Genomic DNA, 18,191 nt, shown 5'->3' with positions numbered 1-18,191 from the left:
AAGATCCCCGGCATGCGCCGCCGGACTCTGTTGATCGGTGCGCTGACACTGGTCGCGGGATGCAACTCGGCACGTCCGGCTCCCCGCAGCACCGCCGACCCCAAGACCCTGCTCGCGGCGGCCAGAGCCAACCTCAACGCGGCCTCCGGCGTGCACATCGACATGGTCGGGGCCGACATTCCGAAGGACATTTCGGCGGTGCTGACCGCTCGCGGCGACGGCGCGCCAACGCCGGCCTGGAAGGGCCGGATCAAACTGCAGACCAAGGGTGTCGAGGTGTTCATCCCCATCGTCGCGATCAAGGACGACGTCTGGGCGACGCTGCCCTGGAACGACCACATGACCAAGATCGACCCGGCGCACTACAAATCACCCAACCCGGCCATGTACTTCGACAAGGACAAGGGCCTCAGTTCGCTGCTCGCGGTGGTGCGCGACCCCGCGATCGGCGACAGCCGACGCAGCGGTGACACGATCCTGCAGACGGTCATCGGCACGGTGCCGGCCAGCGAAATTCGCCGGGTTCTGGGCGTGGGTGCGACCACCGGCAGTTACGACCTGACCTTCGGGATCGACGACGCCAACCGGTTGATCACGCTGCGGATCGAGGGGCCGCTCTTCAAGGACACGACCTGCCGGTATGACGTCACGTTCAGCAAGTACGGCGAGCGCGTGGCGATCGATCCGCCGGAGGTCGGGTGAGCATCCCCGGGGCTACTCGCGGGTATGGTGGCGGGATCATGCGTCGTAGATCACTTCTTGCCAGCGTTGCCGTCCTTGCTGTTGCCGGTGGACTGACCGGCTGCACCTCCAGCAGCGGACCCAAACCGACCGACGCGGCGCAGACGCCGACCCAGTTGCTGGCCAAGGCGCGGGACACGATGAACGCCACGAGCGGCGTACACGTCGACATGGTCGGCAAGGACATCCCGAAGGACACCAACGCGGTCCTGAGCGCCAAGGGCGACGCAACCCCTGCGACTCCCGCATGGCAGGGCAACGTGAACCTGCAGTTCAACGGCACGGCGTTGCAGGTGCCCGTCGTCGCGATCAAGGACGACATGTGGGCGCAGATCTTCGGCAGCGAGCAGAAGATCGACCCGGCCAAGTACAAAGTGCCGAACCCCGCGGGCTTCTTCGACAAGGAGCATGGCCTGGGTTCGTTGTTGGGCAAGGTCACCGACGCGAAGTTCGGCGATGAGAAGCGCGTGGGCAAGGTCATCGTGCAGACCGTGAGCGGCAGCATCTCTGCCGCCGAGGTGCACTCGGTCTTCTCCATCGGCCCGTCGACCGGTAAGTACGACTTCACCTTCGGTGTCGACGAGAGCACCAATCAGCTACTCACCATGACCATCAACGGCCCGTTCTACTCCAACGCGAATGCGAGCTATGACGTCAGTTTCGACTCCTACGGCCAGACCGTCGACATCAAGGCACCCTAAGGGACTGCTGGCGACGGCATCGATCGCCGTCGCCCTGGCTGCGGCCGACACCTACGTCGTCGTCCTCGCCATCACGGACATGATGTCCGGAGTTGGCCTCTCGATCGATGAGTTGCAGAAGGCAACGCCGATCATCTCCGGCTTCCTGCTGGGGTACGTCGCCGTCCTGCCGCTGATCGGCCGGTTGTCCGACCTGGTCTCCCGGCAACGAATCCTGTTGCTGTGCTTGGGCATTTTCGTCATCGGCTCGTGCATCACCGCGCTCGCGACCGACCTGCCGACCCTGATCGGTGGCCGCGTCGTGCAGGGCATCGGTGGTGGTGGCCTGGTGCCGGGGACCCTCGCGCTGGTCGCTGACCTGTGGCCGCGAGGCAAACGAGGTACGCCGCTGGGCATCGTCGGTGCCGTCCAGGAGTTGGGCTCGGTGCTGGGTCCGCTGCTCGGTGCCCTGATCCTGGTGGTTGCTGACTGGCGAATGATCTTCTGGGTCAACGCAATTCTCGGTGTAGTGCTCGCCTTCTCGATCCGCGCGATCGGTGGCCCGCAGCCGCTCGCGGACAGCACGCGGAAGGTTCCGCTGTGGTGGGGGTGGCTGACCGGGCTGGTGACTCTGGTCGCCGTGGTGCTGTTCTGGCTGGCGTTGGCCGCGCCCGACGTCCTGGCCCAATCGGTGCAGTGGTGGGGTGCCGCCTTCGTCCCGTACGGCGATCACACGGCTCGGTTGTTCACTCCCATTGGCGTGTGGGCCACGATCGCGATCGTCCTGGCGATAGTGCTCTCGGCGCGGTACTGGTGGCCGATCCTGCGTCAGGTCGACCTGGTCGGTGCGCTGCTGATGGCGGTCTTCCTCGGCTGCATCGTGCTGACCTTCTCCACGACGAACCCCGAGAAGCAGGTCGTCGGCCCGATGGGTCTGTGGCTGCTGCCGGTTGCGGTCGTCGCAGCGGTTCTCTTCGTGGTCCGCCAGCGGACGGCCGCTGTACCTCTGATCACCAAGGGCACTGTGGTCGGCCGGGTCATCCCGGCGCTCATCGCCTCGCTGCTGGTGGGTGCCTCGCTGGTGGCGGTCATCGTCGACGTGCCGCTGCTGGCCCGCCTGACCAGTGACGGCGGGGAGACCGAAGCCGCCTTCGTGCTGGTGCGCTTCCTGTTCGCAGTGCCGGTCGGTGCGCTGATCGGTGGCTATCTGCTGCGCCGATTCGGCCCGGCCCAGATCGCCTTGGTCGGCCTGGTTCTCGCTGGTCTGGGCCTGATCATCATGTCCACCTGGGGATTCGGCTCGCTGGAGTCGTGGGTGTCGTGGCCGGTACTGATCCTGGTCGGCCTGGGCTTCGGCGCCGCGATCGCCCCGGTCAACGATGCGGCGCTCGCGGACGCCACCGAGGAGGCACACGGTGTCGTGTCCTCGCTGGTCGTGGTGTGCCGGATGATCGGCATGGTCCTGGGACTGGCACTGCTGACGGCGATCGGATTGCACCGCTTCTACGCGCAGATCGAGTCCATGAGCAATCCGTCCGTGCGGCAACTCGCCGAAGCGGGAGTCGTGCAGTGCCAGACGGTGTTCCTCGGTGCGGGCGTCCTGGCGCTCATCGCTGCGGGCGTGTGCTGGTTCTTGGGTCGGGAGCGGATCGCGGTGCCCGAGGACGCGACCCCGTTCCTCTGATTCAGACCCGTCGTTGGAACAAGTTTCTTCAGCTGTTGGTACCGGGGCTCTCCCAGCCAGAAACCGCGATGGCCGAAGCGGTTAGGTCGGGGTTGTACCTCCACCCTTCGTGAGCGCGTCCGGGCCGGCGATGTCGTGGCAACCTCCGGGCTCACCTGGGTTGGGCCTCGGGTTCAGCTGAACTGGAAGTCGACCAGGTTTGCTTTGCGGACCCGCCGCTCGTACTCCGCGACCGACGACGGCCACACCCGGTTGACGGCATCCGGACCGAACGCGCTGCGCTCCAAGCGACGGTCCAGTTCCGTGCGCAGGGCGGGGACGACCTGCGGGCGCACTTGCACCGTGTTCACGTGTCGCCGGTGCGCCTCGGTCAACACCCTTGTCACTAAATCGATCTGGGCCTCGTAAACCGGGATCACCGACGTCCACGGGACCTGCGTGTTGGGTCCGCCGAGCAAGAACAGGTTCGGCAGATCGGGCAGGGCCACGCCGAAGTACGACGACACCGGGCCCGCGAAGCGCTCGGCCAGCCCCGCGCCGCCAGCGGCCCGTACGTCGATCAGCCGCAACGCGCCGTACGTCTCGAATCCGGTGGCCAGGACGATCACGTCACACGGATGCTGCTGGCCATCCGAGGTGAGAACCGCTGTCCCCGTGACGGATTCGATGGATGAGCTCACCACGGATACGTTGGCGGCGGCCAGCGCCGGTAGGTAGTCGTTGCTGTGCACGACGGTGCTCTCGCCGAGCCGGTCGGTTGGCGTAAGCGTGGCGCGAAGCGCCGGGTCAGTCACGCTGCGAGCCAGATAGGTGGCGGCCAGCTTCTCCTGGGCCCGCAGCAACGACGGCCGGGTGGTGTAACCGACACCGGAGGCTTCCGCGGTCGCCCGCAGCTTCAACCGGTGCGCCTTCATCAGCCACGGTCGGTGCTCGTAGGCGTTGGCCAGCCCATCGGCGTACCCCGGGTCCAGATGCGGCAGCACCCACGACGCATGTTGCTGGAAGACGGTGACCTCCGCGGCGTCGCCCACTAGCTGCGGGATCAGTTGGCTTGCTGCACAACCGGTTCCGATGACGGCGATGTGCTCCCCGACGATCGGGACCGCGGGATCCCAGGAGCTGGTGTGCATGACCGCACCCTCGAACGACTCGAGCCCGGGCAGGTGCGGCAGGCGCGGATCGCCGTACGTTCCCACGGCCAGGACCAGGTGTTGCCCGGTCAGTTGCTCGATCTCGCCCTCGTCGGTGACGATCGAGCACTCCCAGCCCTCGCCGGTGAATCGCGCGGCCTGCACCGTGGTGTTGAACCGGAGCTGCGGCAGCACGCCGTAGTGCTCGGCGCAGTAGGCCAGGTAGTCCTGGATCTCGTCGCCGGGCGCGTGCGCGCGGGACCAGAGCGGATTCGGCTCGAACGAATAGGAATACAGATGGGCGGGGGAGTCGGCGGTCACCCCGGGATACCGGTTGTCGCGCCACACGCCGCCGAGGTCGCCCGCTCGCTCGAGCACGACGTACGAGCGTCCGGCCTGTTGCAGGGCGATGGCCATCCCGAGCCCGGCGAACCCGGCTCCGACGACAACAACGTCCACATCGGCCATGGCACCACGTTAGTTCCCGACCCGGGTCACACCGCGAAGGTGGCCGGGGCAGAATGAAGGTGACCCAACTCACAGGGAGACGATCATGGAGTTTCCGCTCACCGTCCGCGACTTCCTCGACCGAGCCGTGACGGTCTACCCCGACCGTGTCGCAGTCGTCGACGAACCCGACCAGCCCGCACCGCCGTTCGGTGGCGGTGAGTTGACCTACGCGCAGCTGGACCAACTCGCTCGCAACCAGGCAGCCAACCTCGACCGCCTGGAAGTGCCGGTCGGTGGCCGGGTCGCGATCATCTCCCAGAACAGCGCCCGCATGCTCACCTCATTCTTCGGGGTCTCCGGCTGGGGACGGGTCCTGGTGCCGGTGAACTTCCGCCTGTCCGTGGCCGAGGTCGAATACATCATCGAGCACAGCGGGTCCGAGGTCGTCATGATCGACCCCGAGTTGCAGCCGCTGATCGAAAACATCACGGCCAAGCACGTTTTCGTCCTCGGCCGCGACGACGAGCAGATCTGGGGCGCGACGGGAGCCGATCCGGTGCCGTGGGCGGGCGACGAGCGGGCGACCGCGACGATCAACTACACCTCGGGTACGACGGCCCGCCCCAAAGGCGTGCAACTCACCCACCGCAACAATTGGCTCAACGCCACCGTCTTCGCGCTGCACGCCAGCGTCACCGATCGGGATGTCTATCTGCACACGCTGCCGATGTTCCACGCCAACGGTTGGGGGATGCCGTACGGGATCACCGGACTGGGCGGCAAACACATCGTGCTGCGCAAGGTCGATGGGGCCGAGATCCTGCGCCGGGTGGAGAAGTACGGCGTGACCTTCATGTGTGCCGCGCCGGCGGTGGTGACCGCCGCGCTGGATGCTGCGCGCGATTGGGACGGTCCGATCCCGGGACGTGACACCACCCGCATCGTGGTGGCCGGTGCCCCGCCGCCCACGCGCGTCATCGAGCGGGTGCGCGAGGAACTGGGCTGGGAGTTCATCCAGATCTACGGCCTCACCGAGACCGCCCCACTGCTGACGATGTCCCGGATGCGGGCGGAGTGGGATGACCTCGATGCGAGTGAGCAGGCGAAGAAGTTGGGTCGCGCTGGGGCTCCGGCACTCGGCGTACGGATCAAGATCGACGAGACCGGTGAGGTGCTCGCGCAGAGCAACCACAACCTCGACGCCTACTGGGACAACCCGGGGGCGACGGGGGAGGCGCAGGCGCAGAACTGGTTCCACACCGGCGACGGCGGCACCTTCGAGGACGGCTATCTGACGATCGCCGACCGCAAGAAGGACGTGATCATCTCCGGTGGTGAGAACGTCTCCTCCATCGAGGTGGAGGACGCGATCATCTCCCACCCCGCGGTCCGCGAGGCGGCCGTCATCGGTATCCCGGACGAGAAGTGGGGCGAGATGGTGACCGCTCTCGTCGTGGTCGAGACCGAGGTGAGCGAGGAAGAGCTCATCGCGCACTGTCGCACCCGGTTGGCGGGATACAAGCTGCCCAAGAAGGTCGAGTTCCGGGACGAATTGGCCCGTACGGCGACCGGCAAGTTGCAGAAGTTCAAGCTGCGGCAGCCGTACTGGGAGGGTAAGTCCAAGCAGGTGAACTGACCGCCCGCGATCGGCGTACGTCGATTGCCAGGTAACTCCCAGCTGCCCACTTCACCACGGGGTCACCACGCGCGCAGACACTGAGCCATGAGCACTGCCGAACGCGCCCGGTCCCGTGGACTGGAAACCCGGTCCATCGACTACGTCCCGTTGTCCGAGCGGCACGGTCGCGCCTCCCAGCTGGGGCCGCTGTGGTTCATGTGCAACGCCCAACTGGCCACGCTGGCAACGGGTTTGATCAGCATCACCGGGGGCGGCAACCTGATCTGGTCGTTCATCGCGATTGTGATCGGGGTGTTGATCGGCACGATCTTCATGGCCGCGCACTCCTCGCAAGGTCCGCAACTCGGCCTGCCGCAGATGATCCAATCCCGCCCGCAGTTCGGCTACCGCGGCGCGCTGCTGGTGTGGCTGTTCGCCTACATCCAGTACGCCGGGTTCAACATCTTCAACACCGTCCTGGCGGGAGAGTCGATCGGCGGCGCGATCAGTGAGAGCCAATCCGACAACCATCTGTGGCTGTGGATCGTGACGATCGTCGCCGTCGGCATCGCGCTGGTCGGCTACGACCTGATCCACACGGTCGAGAAGTATCTGATGGTCCTGACCATGATCGTGCTCGCCCTGATCACCATCTCGGCGCTCGTGCATCTGCGCGTCCCGCCTGGGCAGTTCGACCTCGGTGGTTTCCATGCGGCACCGTTCTTCGGCCAGGTCGGGGTGGCGGCCGGCTACCAGATCTCCTGGGCGATCTACGTCTCGGACTACTCCCGCTACCTGCCCAAGGACACTCCGACCCGCAGCACCTTCAACTGGACGTTCTGGGGCAGCGCCCTGGGCGGTCTGTGGGTGATGTTCCTCGGCTCCTACATCGCCACCTCGGCCAAGGACATCGGCGAGAACACCGTCGTGGACCTGAAGAACGTCGCGCAGCAACTGTTCTCCGGCTTCGGTCCGATCGCGCTGGTCGTCTTCGGTCTCGGGTTGATCTCGGTGACCGCCTTGAACATGTACGGCGGATCGCTCACGTTGATCTCGTCCATCGACAGCTTTACCGCCATCAAGCCGACCCTGCGGATCCGGATCGTGACGATCGTCATCACGGCTGTGTTGTCGCTGGTCTTCGCCCTCGCGGCGACGGCGGACTTCCTCAGCGATTTTGAGGACTTCCTGCTGCTGATCCTGTACCTGTTCATCCCCTGGACCGCCGTCAACCTGACGGACTACTTCATCGTGCGGCGCGGGCACTACGCGATCGCGGAGATCTTCAAGCCGGACGGTATCTACCGGGTGTGGGCCTGGCCGGGCATCGTCGCCTACCTCCTGGGTTTCGCAGCGATGGTCCCGTTCTTCTACATCGGCGACTTCTATGAGGGTGCGGCGGCGAAGGCGATGGGCGGCGTGGACATCTCGATGTTCATCGGGCTACCGGTTGCGGCCGTTGCGTACTGGCTGTTCACCAGACACCTCGACCTCGCCGGCGAGGAGGAGCTGGCCCGGCAGCAGGCTGACGAGATCGAGCAAGCGGCTGCTGCGCACCAGTTGCCGTGAGCCCGCAGCTGGTCAGATGAGTCGCGCCAGGTGGGCCTCGAAGCGGGCGTCTGGATCGGCGTACAAGACTTCACCAGCCGCGATCACCAACGGGACGTCGTCGCCCAGCGCCGCGGTGCGGTCCGCCAGGGAGTAGCGCCGGTCGCCCGCGGACTGGGCGCGCTCCTGCTCCTCGATCACGAAGCCAGTCACGAACGCCGTCACCAGTTCGGTGGCCAGGACCACTTCTTCGAGTGAAAGCCCCTCAGCCACAGCGGTCTGCAGCATCGGCTCCTGGGCGCGCAACACGCTGACATCGGTCAACCGGGTCCCGCTGAAGGTGCGAGCGCCATCGCGATGAGCCAGGTATTCGGCGCGCAGCGCCCGTGCGTAGGAGGCGAGCGATCGCGGCCAGGGCCCGGGACTGATGCGCGCCATCACCCGGCGCTGGATTTCGGTGCCCATCTCGTCGAGGAGTGCCTGCTTGCTCTTCACGTGCCAGTAGAGCGCGGGCGCCTTCACGTCCAGCCTGGCCGCCACGTTGCGCACCGTCACCGCATCGATTCCGCCGTCGTCGAGGACTTCCAGGGCCGCGTCGACCACCGTTTGCTTCGTCAGTCCTCGGGCCACCTTGACAGTTTAACAAAGTTAAGCGCACGATGGAGAGGTAACTGAACTTAGTTAAGGACACTGGTGATGAGAGCAGCTATCGTCGAGCAAGCCGGCCACGACCCGATCAGCGGTGACTTCCCCGAGCCCGAACCGATCGACGGTGAGCAGGTTTTCGAGTTGGTTGGCGCCGGGGTGCACCAGGTGGTGCGCTCGCTGGCGTCGGGCCGGCACTACGGCAGCAGCGGCCGCTATCCCCAGCTGCCGGGTGTAGACGCCGTCGCCCGTACGTCGGGCGGAGACCTGGTCTACACCGGGCACGTGCGCGCGCCGTGGGGCACGATGGCGCAACGGATGGCCGCTCGCCTCGCGATTCCGGTCCCCGTCGGTGCCGACCCGTTGGCAGTTGCGGCCGGTATGAATCCGGCCGGTTCGGGATGGTGGCCGCTGAAGACCCGGCACAACGAACTTGGCTGCCTTGGCACCGTCTGGGTGCTGGGTGCCACCGGCATGTCCGGGCGGCTCGCGGTGCAGGAGGCTTTTCTGTTGGGTGCCGCACAGGTCGTGGCCGTCGGTCGCAACCAGGCAGTTCTCGAGCAACTCCGGGCAACGGGTGCCGTGACCGTCGACCTCGGGGATCCAGACGCGACAACGCAACTCGGCGAGACCGGCGACCCGGAGATGGTGCTCGACTACGTGTGGGGCGACGTGGCGCAACTCGCCTTCGCAGCCTTGGGTCGCACTGGTCTGCACGAGGACACCGCCGACATCTCCTACGTCCAGATCGGCTCGCTCGCCGGCGCTGAGGCGGCCGTTCCCTCGACCCTGCTGCGCTCGCGGCGCCTCCGACTCAGCGGCAGCGGCGCCGGTTCGGTCTCAACCCAGCAGATGCTCCAGCAACTCCCGGAGCTGATCGGACACATCGCCGCAGGGCGGCTGGAGGTGCCCTACACGGCGTACCCGATTGCGGAAGTTGAGCGGGCTTGGTCGCACACGGGACCGACGCGGGCGGTTGTCATACCCGGCTCCTAAGGTGGTGAGGTGCGCATCGCGACCTGGAACGTCAACTCCATCCGCTCCCGCATCGACCGGGTGGTCGGCGTGCTGGAGCGGCACGACCTGGACGTCCTGCTGCTGCAGGAGACCAAGTGCCGTGACGACCAGTTCCCCTCGATGCCGATCGATGCGCTCGGCTATCAGATCGCGCACCACGGTCTGAACCAATGGAACGGCGTCGCGATCATCTCCCGGGTGGGGCTGGATGAGGTGCAGGTGGGCTTCCCGGACATCCCGACGTACGGCGATCCGGCCGTCAGCGAGGCCCGCGCCATCGGTGCGACCTGCGCAGGCGTCCGGGTCTGGTCGCTCTACGTGCCCAACGGGCGTGAGGTCGGCCATGAGCACTACGCCTACAAGCTGGACTGGTTGGCCAAGCTGCGTGACGCGGCGAGTGGTTGGCTGGCGCAGGACAAGGACGCCCAGGTGATCCTGGCTGGTGACTGGAATATCGCACCCACTGACGAAGACGTTTGGGATCCGGCCTTTTTCGAGGGCAAGACGCACGTGACCCCACCGGAGCGAGCGGCCTTCGAGGCCATCGTCGATGCTGGGTACGCCGATCTGGTCCGGCCGTACACCCCCGGCCCGGGGGTTTACACCTACTGGGACTACACGCAGTTGCGCTTCCCCAAGAAGCAGGGCATGCGGATCGATTTCGCGCTGGGGACCCCGGCTGTGCAAGCGCGCGTGACCGATGCGTTCATCGATCGCGAGGAACGCAAGGGCAAGGGCGCCTCCGATCACGCGCCGGTCGTCGTCACCCTGGACTGACCGTCCCAGATGCGCGACTTGTCGACAGATGCGCGGGTTATAGGTCGCGCAGGTGTCGACAACCCGCGCATTTGCCGCGCACACCTAGAATCGGCCGTATGCCCACCGCCCTGATCACCGGCGCCAGCTCCGGCATCGGCCGCGAATTCGCCGACCAACTCGCCGCCCAGGGTCACGACCTGGTGATCGTGGCCCGGCGCGAACCCGAGCTGCTGCAGGTCAAGTCCGAGATCGAGACCGCCAACCAGGTGAGCGTCGAGATCCTGGTCGCCGACCTCAACGACAGGGCCCAACTTCAGACGGTCGCCGACCGGCTGGCCGACCAGAGCCGGCCGATCGACGTACTGGTGAACAACGCCGGGTTCGGGTTGGCCAAACCGTTCCTGGACAACCCGGTCGAGGATGAGGAGCGCCTGCTCAACGTCCTCGTGCGCGCGACTCTTGTGCTCAGCCACGCCGCCGGCAACGCCATGCGCGGGCGCAAAACCGGCCGGATCATCAACGTCTCGTCGGTCGCGGGCTGGATGGCCTCCGGCACGTACGCCGCGGCGAAGTCCTGGGTGACCGTCTTCAGTGAGTCCCTGGCGGGCCAACTCAGCGGCACCGGTGTGACGGTCACCGCGGTATGCCCCGGTTTCGTGCACACCGACTTCCATTCCTCCGGTGACATCGACCGCAGCAGTACCCCCGATTTCATGTGGGTGCCGTTGAAAGACGTTGTGTCCGAAGGACTTGCCGCCGCAGACAAAGGTAAGACCATCAGTGTGCCCGGTGCGCAGTACAAGGTCCTCACGACCCTGCTGCGCGCCGCACCCCGCCCGTTGATCCGCAGCCGCCGGATCGCCTCGACCCACCGCAACCAGGAGTAGAGACCACGTGACCGAGATCGCCACGGATATCGCCGCCGACCGGACCCAACTGCTCGATCACATCAAGAACGACGCGATCGTCTGGGGCAAGGTCACGCTCTCCAGCGGCAAGGAAGCCGACTACTACGTCGACCTGCGCCGAATCACCCTGTCCGGTAAGGCCGCTCCGTTGGTCGGCCGGGTTATTCGCGAGCTCACCAAGGACCTTGACTACGACGCGGTCGGCGGCCTGACGATGGGCGCGGACCCCGTCGCCACAGCCACCATGCACGCCGCCGCGGGTGCCATTGATGCGTTCGTGGTGCGCAAGTCGGGCAAGGCGCACGGTCTGCAGCAGCGGATCGAAGGGCCCGCGATCAAGGGTCGGCGGGTGCTGATCGTCGAAGACACCTCCACCACAGGCGCTTCCGCGCTCGAAGCCGTCGCCGCGGCTCGCGAGATCGGCGCCGAGGTGGTCGCCGTCGCGGTCATCGCCGACCGCTCCACTGGCGCCAAGGAACGCGTCGAAGCCGAGGGCGTGCCGTACCTGTTCGCCTACGGCCTGGGCGAGCTCGGTCTGGCCTGAGCGTGGCGCTCGTATCGCTGGATCTGCGCGGCCGCCGCGTCGTCGTTGCGACCGGTGGTGCGCGAGCGGGCGCCCGAGTCCGCGAACTGCTGGCCGACGGGGCGCTGGTCGAGGTCATCGCATCGACGATCGGTGCCGACCTGACCCAGGCCTACGCCGACCGGACCTTCACCTGGACCGCTCGTCCCGTCGCTGCCGACGACCTCGACGGGGCTTGGCTGGTCAGCGCACCCGACGCGGACGCCGACGCACGCGAGCAACTCAAGGCGTGGTGCGACGCGCGCGGCATCTGGTTCGAAATGGTCCAGAGTCATGCCCAGCCCGAGGCAGGTACGCCGATCGCCCCGGCCCCAGCGCACTCCACCGAGGCGGCACCCGGGTCGGTGACTCTGGTCGGCGGCGGTCCTGGGGATCCGGACCTCCTGACGCTGGCCGGCTGGAAGGCTCTGCAGCATGCCGACGTCGTGGTGACCGACCGGCTTGCGCCCGTGAGCGCCGTACCTGCAGCCACGGAGATCATCGACGTCGGCAAGACGCCCTACCACCACCCGGTCCCGCAGGCGGAGATCAACCAGATCCTCGTCGACAGAGCCCGGCAGGGGCAGCGGGTCGTCCGACTCAAGGGCGGTGACTCCTACCTGCTGGGACGAGGCGGCGAGGAGGTGCTCGCCTGCCGCGCGGCCGGCGTACCGGTGCTGGTCGTCCCGGGCATCACCTCGGCGTTCGCCGGTCCGGCCGCGGCGGACATCCCGGTGACGCACCGGGCAATGTCGCACGGGGTGCTGGTGATCTCCGGACACGACCAGATCGAGCCGGAACTGTTGGCCCGCTGGCCGCACACGATCGTCGTACTCATGGGCATGGGCAGGTTGCGGGAGTTGGCTGCTGGCCTGATCGGCGCCGGCCGGGCTGCCGACACGCCGGTCGCCGTCGTGCACCGAGCATCGACTCCCCAGCAAAAGGTTGCGGACGGAACCCTGGCCACTATTGCCGACGTTGTTGCAGAAAGTGCGATCGGTAACCCGGCGGTGATTGTTGTTGGAGAAGTGACCCGGGTGCTTCGTGCCCACTAGAGTCGAGCTACCTACCCTGGAAGGGAACTGCTCATGATCTTCCTGCTGATCATCCTCCTCCTGATCCTGGCTGGCGGTGCCTTCGTGCTCGGCCAGTACAACGGTCTGGTCAAACAGAAGAACCTGGTGCAGGAGTCCTGGCACCAAGTCGATGTCGAGCTGAAGCGTCGGCACGACCTGATTCCCAACCTGGTCAACACCGTCCAGGGCTACGCCCAACACGAGAGCGGCACGCTGCAGGACGTGATGAAAGCGCGCAGCGCTGCGATGAACGCCGGCAGCCCGCACGAGGCCGCTGCCGCTGAAGGCGAACTGAGCCAGGCGCTGGGTCGGTTGATCGCGGTGTCGGAGGCCTACCCCGATCTGAAGGCGAACCAGAACTTCATCGCCCTGCAGAACGAGTTGACCGCCACCGAGGACCGCATCGCATCGGCGCGGCGTTACTACAACGCCAACGTGCGCGAGTTGAACACCAAGATCGAGACCGTTCCCTCGAAGTTCTTCGCCGGGATGGCCGGGGCCACGCGCGCCGACTACTTCGAGGCCGAGGACGCCGCGCTGGAGACCCCGAACGTGCAGTTCGGTCCGGGTGGGGCCTCCGCGGCGCCGCAGGTCAGCTTCGACCCGAACGCGGGTCAGTTGCCGGCCTCGACCCAGCCGCCGGCTGCGACCCAGGCACCGCCGGCCGCCGCTCCCGAGCAGATCCCGACCCCGGAGCCGCAGGCGCAGCCGGTGCAGCAGCCCCAGCAGCCGCCGCAGCAGCCCTACGGTCAGTAAGAACCCTCATGACAACGGCCCCCGAGATGGGGGCCGTTGTTGTTGTGGGGTCACACCTGCTTGCTCATCTGCACCGCGTTCTCGACGAAACCGAGCGAGCGGTAGAGCGCCCGCGCAGCGGTGTTCCCGCCGAAGACGTTGAGCTGCAACGAGGTCAGACCCTTCTGGCGGGTCCACTCCTCGGCCGCGAGCATCAGGGCGCGGCCGTACCCGCGGTTGCGCACCTGCGGGTCCACCTCGATGTCGTAGATCCAGGCGTACTCCTCGTCGCCGTGAGAGCGCACTGACATCCACAACACGCCGATGCGCTGGCCGTCCACGTCCCGGGCGATCATGATCTCGTTGCCGTCGATCGGGTGGATGCCGTCGGGGACCAGCCCGCTCCAGGTGGCATCCGAATTGGCTTGCGCAGCAGCCTCGCTGAGCCCGCCTTGCTCGATGAGGTCACGCAGGTAGGAGACCTTCTGCTGGGCGATGAACTCGACCAGTTCGTCGTCGCTCGCGGGGGTGAGGGTCAGGCTGGGCAAGTTGGCCATGAGGTCCAACCTAAAGGGGCGAGGGGCGCTAGAGGCGGCGCAGCACCTGGTCGGCGATTTGCTCCAGGTGATCCAGGTCCTGCAGGTCCAGCACCTGTAGGTACACCCGGGAGATCCCGGCGTCGGCGAACGCCGCCAGTTTCGCCAGGATCTGCTCGGCCGTCCCGCCGAGCCCATCCCTGACAACGTCGTGGGGTGAGCGGCCGATCGCCTCGGCCCGCTTGGCCAGCTGCGCGTCCGTCGCGCCGAGACACACGACCTGCGCCACGGAGTAGGTCATCGACTCCGCGGGCCGGTCGGCTGCCGCGACCGCCGCGCGCACCCGGTCCAGGATCGGGACCACCTCGTCGAGGTTGTGGAACGGCACGTTGAACTCGCTCGCGTACGCCGCGGCCAGGGCTGGCGTGCGCTTCTTGCCGGTGCCGCCGATGATGACCGGGATGGCAGGCTGCGTGGGCTTGGGGAGGGCAGGTGAGTCGGTCACCTGCAGGTGCGTGCCGGCGTGCGTGAAGGTCTCACCGACCGGGGTGGACCACAGACCGGTGATCACCGCGAGCGCCTCTTCGAGGCGGTTGAACCGCTCACCCAGGGGCGGGAAGGGGATCCCGTACGCCGCGTGCTCGGCTTCGAACCAGCCCGCACCGTAGCCGAATTCGACCCGGCCGCCGCTCATCTGATCGACCTGGGCCACCGAGATGGCCAGCGGGCCGGGGTGCCGGAAGGTTGCCGAGGTGACCAGGGTGCCCAGCCGGATGCGGTGGGTCTCGCGGGCGAGCGCGGCCAGGGTGAGCCAGGCGTCGGTCGGGCCGGGTAGGCCGTCCCCGCCCATGCTCAGGTAGTGGTCGGACCGGAAGAACGCGTCGAAACCGAGGAGTTCGGTGGCTTGGGCGACCTTCAGCAGGTCGTCGTACGTCGCGCCTTGTTGGGGTTCGGTGAAGATCCGCAGGTCCATACGGCCAGATTAGGCCGCGGGGTCGGCCGTCTTCGCGCGGCGGTGCTTGACCCACTCGTAGATCATCGGCAGCACGGACAGGAACACGATCACCAGGATGGCCAGGTCGATGTTCTTGCCCAGACTGGGGAACGCCTTGCCCAACAGGGCTCCCGCGAGCACCACGACGACGACCCAGAGGACCGCGCCAACGGCCGACCAGGTGAAGAACCGGCGGCGCTCCATCTGCCCCACACCGGCGACCAGGGTGATGAAGGTGCGCACAATCGGCACGAATCGGCCGATCACCAGGGCCTTGTTGCCATGTCGTTCGAAGAAGGCGTGCGTCTGGTCGATGTATTTGCGTTTGATGAACCGCCCGTTGCGGTCGTAGATCGCCAGCCCGACGGCCCGGCCGATCTCGTAGCCGACGACGTTGCCGGCGAACGCGGCCACGATCAGTGCAGGGATCGCGAACCAGAACGACACACCGATCTTGTCGGTGGCGATGAACAGTCCGATCGCGAAGAGCAGCGAGTCACCCGGCAGGATCGGAAAGAGCAGACCGCACTCGATGAAGACGATCAGCATCGAGATCCAGAAGAACGCACCGCCGAACTGATCCAGCAGGTAGTTGGGGTCCATGAAATCCGGGCCGAGGCTGTGCATCACGGCGTCAGGATACGTGGCGACCCTGCTGATCCCTGGCCGTCGGCTGTGCGGCGAGCCGGGGCGAGTTGCATCGGCGTACGCCGGGTGGTCGCCTCAGTGCGCGACCGGACGGCCACCGGGGACCGGGTCGGTGCCTGCTTCGATCCGGATGATCACCTGTTTCGAGGTCGGGGTGTTGCAGGCTGGGTCGACGGCGGCACGGGGCACCAGCACGTTGGCTTCGGGAAAGTACATCGCCGCGTGTCCGGGCACGGTCGGGTAGGACACGGCCCGGTAGCCGCGCAGCACGCGGTCGGGTTCCCCGGGCCATTCACTGAAGACATCGACGGTCTGCCCCTCGGTCAGGCCACGCTCAGCCAGATCGTCGGGATGCACGAAGACCACGAACCGGCCGTCCTTGATGCCGCGGTAGCGGTCGTTGAGCGAGTAGATCGTGGTGTTGTGCTGGTCGTGGGCGCGCATCGTCTGCAGCAGTAAGCGCCCGTGCGGCACGTCGATGGCTTCGGTGGTCTGCACCGTGAACTGCGCCTTGCCGCTCTTCGTCGGGAACGTCCGTGAGTCCCGCGGCGGGTGCGGCAGGATGAACGACTTCTGTTTGCGCAGTCGTTCGTTGAAGTCCTCGAAACCCGGGATGGTGCGGCTGATCGCGTCGCGGATGGTGTCGTAGTTGTCCTGGAAGGATTGCCAGTCGATGCGCGGCCGTGACGAACCCAGGACCCGCTTGCCGAGTTCGCACAGCACCCACACGTCCGAGCGCAGGTCATCGGAGATCGGGCGCAGCTCGCCGTGGCTCATGTTGATCCGACACACGGTGTCCTCAGCGGTGACGATCTGCGGACCGTCGGCCTGGACATCCCGCTCGGCCCGCACCAGCACCGGCAACAAGAGGGACGCCTTACCGGTCACCACGTGCGACCGGTTGAGTTTGGTGGCCACCTGCACGGTGAGGTCGGCCTGGCGGATGCCGTCCTCGGCGCGCGCGGAGTCGCTCATCGCTGCGACCAGGTTGCCCGCGAAGCTGACGAAGACCTTGACCTTGCCTGCGTCGATGGCGTTCATCGCGGCCACGGAGTCCAGACCGTTCTGCGTGGGCGGGGTGAAGCCGAACTCCTTATTCAGCGCCGCGGCGAAGGCGGCTGGCAGCTTGTCCCAGACGCCCATGGTCCGGTCGCCTTGCACGTTGCTGTGTCCACGGACCGGCGAGGCTCCGGCGCCGGGTTTGCCGATGTTTCCTTTCAGCAGCAACAGATTCATGATATCGGCGATGGTCGCGGCGCCCTGCTTCTGTTGGGTGATGCCCAGGGCCCAGGTGATGATGGTGGCGTTGCTGTCGATGTAGCGCTGGGCCAACTCGTCGATCTGCGACTGGTGCAGGCCGGTGGCTTGCAGGATTTCCCGGTCGTCGATGGCCAGGATGGCGTCGCGGTAGGCCTCGAACCCGCTGCAGTACCGGTCGATGAAGTCGTGATCCAGCACCGTCCCCGGGGCGGCGGCCTCCGCCTGCAGCACGGCCTTGGCCACCGCTCGGATCAGGAACTGGTCACCGCCGGAGCGGATCTGCACGAACTGGTCGGCCAGCGTGGTTCCCTCCCCGAGCAGGCCGGAGATCTGTTGCGGATTCTTGTAGCGCAGCAGCGACGCCTCCGGAAGTGCGTTGACCGCGACCATCTGGGCGCCGCCGTGCTTGGCGTCCTCCAACGCGTTCAGCATCCGCGGGTGGTTGGTCCCCGGGTTCTGACCCATCACGATGACCAGGTCGCACATGCCGAAGTCGTCGTAGTGCACCGACGATTTGCCGACCCCGATCGCGGGAACCATCCCCGCGCCGGTCGCCTCGTGGCACAGGTTGGAGCAGTCCGGCAGGTTGTTGGTGCCGAAGGCGCGCGCGAACAACTGCAACAGGTATGCGGGCTCGTTCATGATCCGGCCGCTGGTGTAGAACACCGCTTCGTCGGGGGAGTCCAACCCCCGCAATGCGTCGGCGAGGGTGTCCAGCGCGTCATCCCAGGAGATCGGCGCGTAGTGGTCTGAGCCAGCTGCCTTGTAGACCGGCGTGGTCAGCCGGCCCTGCTGGCCCAGCCAGTACTCACTCTTGTCGAGCATCGAGGTGAGGCTGTGCTCGGCCCAGAAGCTGTCTTGGATGACGACCGGGGTCGCGTCCCAGACGATGTTCTTGATGCCGTTCTCGCAGAACTCCAGCGCCTTCGAATGGTCCGGGTTCGCCCAGGCGCACGAGGGGCAGTCGAAGCCCCTTTTGTGGTTGATCGTCAGCGAGACCTCGGTCGTGCGCTCGACGCCGATGTTGCCCAGGGCCGCGACAAGGGACTTCTCCGGAGCTTCGATCCCGACCGCGAATTTCGCCGGTCGCGACACCTCGAGGTCCTTGTCGGAGAAATCCTCGGTGCGGGCTTTGCGGTGCATCGGGCACGCTCCTGACTGTTAGCTGGGACCGTCAACCCCAGCTTTCCACGACGTGGC

At 66.6% G+C, this 18,191-nt stretch carries 17 protein-coding genes; 11 read left to right on the top strand and 6 right to left on the bottom strand.

Translation table 11 applies throughout. From position 1 onward, the window contains the following. Positions 1 to 12: 12 nt before the first annotated feature. Genes DR843_RS14330 through DR843_RS14320 form a run of 3 tightly spaced genes read left to right on the top strand, consistent with a single transcriptional unit; the run spans position 13 to position 3,105 of the window. Positions 13 to 702, top strand: coding sequence for an LppX_LprAFG lipoprotein (locus DR843_RS14330; protein WP_146202589.1), 690 nt, complete (start codon positions 13 to 15; stop codon positions 700 to 702). Positions 703 to 740: 38 nt separating this feature from the next. Beyond that, complete coding sequence (locus DR843_RS14325) at positions 741 to 1,442, top strand: LppX_LprAFG lipoprotein (RefSeq protein WP_109686879.1); 702 nt, start codon at positions 741 to 743, stop codon at positions 1,440 to 1,442. After that, on the top strand, positions 1,390 to 3,105 hold the full coding sequence (locus DR843_RS14320; RefSeq protein WP_109686877.1) for an MFS transporter: 1,716 nt from the start codon (positions 1,390 to 1,392) through the stop codon (positions 3,103 to 3,105). The genes DR843_RS14325 and DR843_RS14320 overlap by 53 nt, the downstream gene beginning before the upstream one ends. 173 nt (positions 3,106 to 3,278) lie before the next feature. On the opposite strand, the gene DR843_RS14315 is transcribed toward DR843_RS14320, so the two are convergent. After that, positions 3,279 to 4,703, bottom strand: coding sequence for a flavin-containing monooxygenase (locus DR843_RS14315; RefSeq protein ID WP_109686875.1), 1,425 nt, complete (start codon positions 4,701 to 4,703; stop codon positions 3,279 to 3,281). An 85-nt stretch (positions 4,704 to 4,788) separates the two neighbouring features. Between DR843_RS14315 and DR843_RS14310 the strand changes: the two genes are divergently transcribed. Next, positions 4,789 to 6,321: an AMP-binding protein gene (locus tag DR843_RS14310; RefSeq protein WP_109686873.1), complete on the top strand. Its 1,533-nt coding sequence runs from the start codon at positions 4,789 to 4,791 to the stop codon at positions 6,319 to 6,321. A gap of 87 nt (positions 6,322 to 6,408) precedes the next feature. Then, the gene (locus DR843_RS14305; protein ID WP_109686871.1) at positions 6,409 to 7,872 is read left to right on the top strand and encodes a purine-cytosine permease family protein; all 1,464 of its coding nucleotides are present in this window, start codon (positions 6,409 to 6,411) and stop codon (positions 7,870 to 7,872) included. A 12-nt stretch (positions 7,873 to 7,884) separates the two neighbouring features. On the opposite strand, the gene DR843_RS14300 is transcribed toward DR843_RS14305, so the two are convergent. After that, complete coding sequence (locus tag DR843_RS14300; RefSeq protein ID WP_109686869.1) at positions 7,885 to 8,481, bottom strand: TetR/AcrR family transcriptional regulator C-terminal domain-containing protein; 597 nt, start codon at positions 8,479 to 8,481, stop codon at positions 7,885 to 7,887. Positions 8,482 to 8,547: 66 nt separating this feature from the next. Here DR843_RS14300 and DR843_RS14295 point away from each other — a divergent pair, with 66 nt between their 5' ends. The 6 genes from DR843_RS14295 (at position 8,548) to DR843_RS14270 (ending at position 13,574) form a co-directional block, all read left to right on the top strand. After that, on the top strand, positions 8,548 to 9,492 hold the full coding sequence (locus DR843_RS14295) for a zinc-binding alcohol dehydrogenase family protein (protein WP_109686867.1): 945 nt from the start codon (positions 8,548 to 8,550) through the stop codon (positions 9,490 to 9,492). Positions 9,493 to 9,501: 9 nt separating this feature from the next. Further along, positions 9,502 to 10,290, top strand: a complete 789-nt coding sequence (locus DR843_RS14290) for an exodeoxyribonuclease III (protein ID WP_109686866.1) — start codon at positions 9,502 to 9,504, stop codon at positions 10,288 to 10,290. 98 nt (positions 10,291 to 10,388) lie between these two features. Beyond that, on the top strand, positions 10,389 to 11,159 hold the full coding sequence (locus tag DR843_RS14285) for an SDR family NAD(P)-dependent oxidoreductase (protein WP_109686864.1): 771 nt from the start codon (positions 10,389 to 10,391) through the stop codon (positions 11,157 to 11,159). A 16-nt stretch (positions 11,160 to 11,175) separates the two neighbouring features. Further along, positions 11,176 to 11,724: an orotate phosphoribosyltransferase gene (gene pyrE / locus DR843_RS14280; RefSeq protein ID WP_425451580.1), complete on the top strand. Its 549-nt coding sequence runs from the start codon at positions 11,176 to 11,178 to the stop codon at positions 11,722 to 11,724. 2 nt (positions 11,725 to 11,726) lie between these two features. Further along, entirely contained in the window at positions 11,727 to 12,797 is a 1,071-nt protein-coding gene (gene cobA / locus DR843_RS14275) for a uroporphyrinogen-III C-methyltransferase (protein ID WP_211310253.1), read from the top strand. A gap of 33 nt (positions 12,798 to 12,830) precedes the next feature. Next, on the top strand, positions 12,831 to 13,574 hold the full coding sequence (locus DR843_RS14270; protein WP_109686858.1) for a LemA family protein: 744 nt from the start codon (positions 12,831 to 12,833) through the stop codon (positions 13,572 to 13,574). Positions 13,575 to 13,624: 50 nt separating this feature from the next. Here DR843_RS14270 and DR843_RS14265 read toward each other — a convergent pair whose 3' ends face one another. The 4 genes from DR843_RS14265 to DR843_RS14250 form a co-directional block, all read right to left on the bottom strand. Beyond that, complete coding sequence (locus DR843_RS14265; protein ID WP_109686856.1) at positions 13,625 to 14,110, bottom strand: GNAT family N-acetyltransferase; 486 nt, start codon at positions 14,108 to 14,110, stop codon at positions 13,625 to 13,627. A gap of 28 nt (positions 14,111 to 14,138) precedes the next feature. Then, positions 14,139 to 15,062, bottom strand: coding sequence for an LLM class F420-dependent oxidoreductase (locus tag DR843_RS14260; RefSeq protein ID WP_109686854.1), 924 nt, complete (start codon positions 15,060 to 15,062; stop codon positions 14,139 to 14,141). 9 nt (positions 15,063 to 15,071) lie between these two features. Then, positions 15,072 to 15,710, bottom strand: coding sequence for a DedA family protein (locus DR843_RS14255; RefSeq protein WP_109686852.1), 639 nt, complete (start codon positions 15,708 to 15,710; stop codon positions 15,072 to 15,074). A gap of 96 nt (positions 15,711 to 15,806) precedes the next feature. Further along, positions 15,807 to 18,134, bottom strand: a complete 2,328-nt coding sequence (locus DR843_RS14250; RefSeq protein ID WP_109686850.1) for an FdhF/YdeP family oxidoreductase — start codon at positions 18,132 to 18,134, stop codon at positions 15,807 to 15,809. Positions 18,135 to 18,191: the final 57 nt, after the last annotated feature.

The organism is Branchiibius hedensis, assembly GCF_900108585.1.
Lineage (GTDB): Bacteria > Actinomycetota > Actinomycetes > Actinomycetales > Dermatophilaceae > Branchiibius > Branchiibius hedensis.
This window is presented reverse-complemented; position numbering and strand designations above follow the sequence as displayed.

Excerpts from the sequence above, each read along its gene's own strand:
- DR843_RS14330 (WP_146202589.1), top strand. The coding sequence starts at position 13 with ATGCGCCGCCGGACTCTGTTGATCGGTGCGCTGACACTGGTCGCGGGA.
- DR843_RS14325 (WP_109686879.1), top strand. The coding sequence starts at position 741 with ATGCGTCGTAGATCACTTCTTGCCAGCGTTGCCGTCCTTGCTGTTGCC.
- DR843_RS14320 (WP_109686877.1), top strand. The coding sequence starts at position 1,390 with ATGACGTCAGTTTCGACTCCTACGGCCAGACCGTCGACATCAAGGCAC.
- DR843_RS14315 (WP_109686875.1), bottom strand. The coding sequence starts at position 4,703 with ATGGCCGATGTGGACGTTGTTGTCGTCGGAGCCGGGTTCGCCGGGCTC.
- DR843_RS14310 (WP_109686873.1), top strand. The coding sequence starts at position 4,789 with ATGGAGTTTCCGCTCACCGTCCGCGACTTCCTCGACCGAGCCGTGACG.
- DR843_RS14305 (WP_109686871.1), top strand. The coding sequence starts at position 6,409 with ATGAGCACTGCCGAACGCGCCCGGTCCCGTGGACTGGAAACCCGGTCC.
- DR843_RS14295 (WP_109686867.1), top strand. The coding sequence starts at position 8,548 with ATGAGAGCAGCTATCGTCGAGCAAGCCGGCCACGACCCGATCAGCGGT.
- DR843_RS14285 (WP_109686864.1), top strand. The coding sequence starts at position 10,389 with ATGCCCACCGCCCTGATCACCGGCGCCAGCTCCGGCATCGGCCGCGAA.
- DR843_RS14270 (WP_109686858.1), top strand. The coding sequence starts at position 12,831 with ATGATCTTCCTGCTGATCATCCTCCTCCTGATCCTGGCTGGCGGTGCC.
- DR843_RS14265 (WP_109686856.1), bottom strand. The coding sequence starts at position 14,110 with ATGGCCAACTTGCCCAGCCTGACCCTCACCCCCGCGAGCGACGACGAA.
- DR843_RS14260 (WP_109686854.1), bottom strand. The coding sequence starts at position 15,062 with ATGGACCTGCGGATCTTCACCGAACCCCAACAAGGCGCGACGTACGAC.
- DR843_RS14255 (WP_109686852.1), bottom strand. The coding sequence starts at position 15,710 with ATGCACAGCCTCGGCCCGGATTTCATGGACCCCAACTACCTGCTGGAT.
- DR843_RS14250 (WP_109686850.1), bottom strand. The coding sequence starts at position 18,134 with ATGCACCGCAAAGCCCGCACCGAGGATTTCTCCGACAAGGACCTCGAG.